Below are 1349 nucleotides of genomic sequence, written 5' to 3'. Positions count from 1 at the left end.
CGCGCATATCAGTCTGACAGCGCCGTCGATCAAGACGCGCCGGCCAACCGGAGCAGGCGGGGAGCGAACACAAAAGAGCGGTCCAAGACATCCAGCCTTGGACCGCTCACCCATGCCCGCTTGACAAGGAAGGCCTACATATCAGGTGTACGCGGCTAGGCCCGCGGGTCAAGCTTGTCGGACGCCTCCGCCACCATGGCCGCGCTGCGCTCCCACAGCTCCCGGGCCAGCCCGGCGTCGTAGGCCTGCTTGTTGGCCTTCGCCAGGGCGCGCTTGGCGTAGTACGCACCGGAGGCCCAGTCGCGGCCAGGTGTGCCGTTGGCGAGCCACAGGAGGGTGTCAGCGCCCTGGTCCGGGGTCAGCATGAAGCGCTTGAGGAACGACGTGTAGGCCAGGCGCATGGGGCTGGTGGAGTCGGCCGCGAAGTTGGTTGCCACGCCGCCGGGGTGGAAGGCAGCGGTCGAGATGCCCTCCGCGTGGCAGCGGGCGTGGAGCTCCGTGGTGAAAAGGATGTTGGCGAGCTTCGCGTTGCCGTAGGCGCGGTTGGTGGAGTAACTCCGGGACGCGTCGAGGTCCTCAATGTCCAGCTTGGCGAAGATCGAGTTCGCGACGCTAGAGGTATTGATAACCGTGGCCTGGCTCGCGGTGAGCACGTCCAGCAGCTCCGTGGTCAGCAGGAAGGGGGCCAAATGGTTGATCTGGAAGGTCTTCTCGTGGCCGTCGACGGTCAGTTCCCGGGCGCCCATGATGCCGCCGGCGTTGTTCGCCAGGACGTCGATCCGCGGGTACTTTTCCTTCAGCTGCGCGGCCAGCCGGCGCACCTGCGCCAGTTCGGCGAAGTCGGCCACGTAGGAGTCGGCCCCGATCTCGCCCGCGATCCGCTCGGTCTTCCCCGCGGACCGGCCGACGACGACGACGTGCTCCCCCTGCGCGGCCAGGGTCCGGGCTGCGGCCGCGCCGATCCCGTCGCTGGCGCCGGTGATGACGATGGTCCGTGCGGTCATGGGGAGTCCTTAGAACGGAAGCGGTATTCGGGGTGTCGGCCTCGAGCCTACCGAAGCACAACGACAGGGAGCTCGCCAACGTTCCGCCCCACTCCGACGCTCCCGCACATCCGGCGGGTTCCTCCCCGACGCTCCCGCACATCTGGCGGCTTCCTCCCCGACGCTCCCGCAGATCTGGCGGGTTCCCTCTACGTCAGGGACTGTGGAATTAACGGTGTATCCGGCTCGACACGCCAGGCGGTAAGCCTGGCGGGAAGGAGCCCGATATGGCCGCAACACTTGAGGCTGTGCCGAGTACGAAAACCGCTGAGAAGAAGACAGAAATATCCGAGGTCGATGCTGCCC

Annotated in this window: 1 protein-coding gene; it reads right to left on the bottom strand. The window is 66.8% G+C overall.

Going from position 1 to position 1349, the window contains the following annotated elements; all coding sequences use genetic code 11:
- Positions 1 to 155 precede the first annotated feature (155 nt).
- Positions 156 to 1004 (bottom strand): SDR family NAD(P)-dependent oxidoreductase, encoded by an 849-nt coding sequence (locus tag AC1DGI_RS18205; RefSeq protein WP_476899837.1) that lies wholly within the window; start codon positions 1002 to 1004, stop codon positions 156 to 158.
- Positions 1005 to 1349 lie beyond the last annotated feature (345 nt).

The sequence above is a fragment of the Arthrobacter sp. 05N428_2 genome (assembly GCF_056397065.1).
The sequence above is the reverse complement of the archived record's forward strand: the minus strand, read 5'-3'. Positions and strand labels throughout refer to the sequence as shown.

What these genes read in the sequence shown, in the direction of transcription:
- AC1DGI_RS18205 (WP_476899837.1), bottom strand. Translation starts at nt 1,004, where the DNA reads ATGACCGCACGGACCATCGTCATCACCGGCGCCAGCGACGGGATCGGC.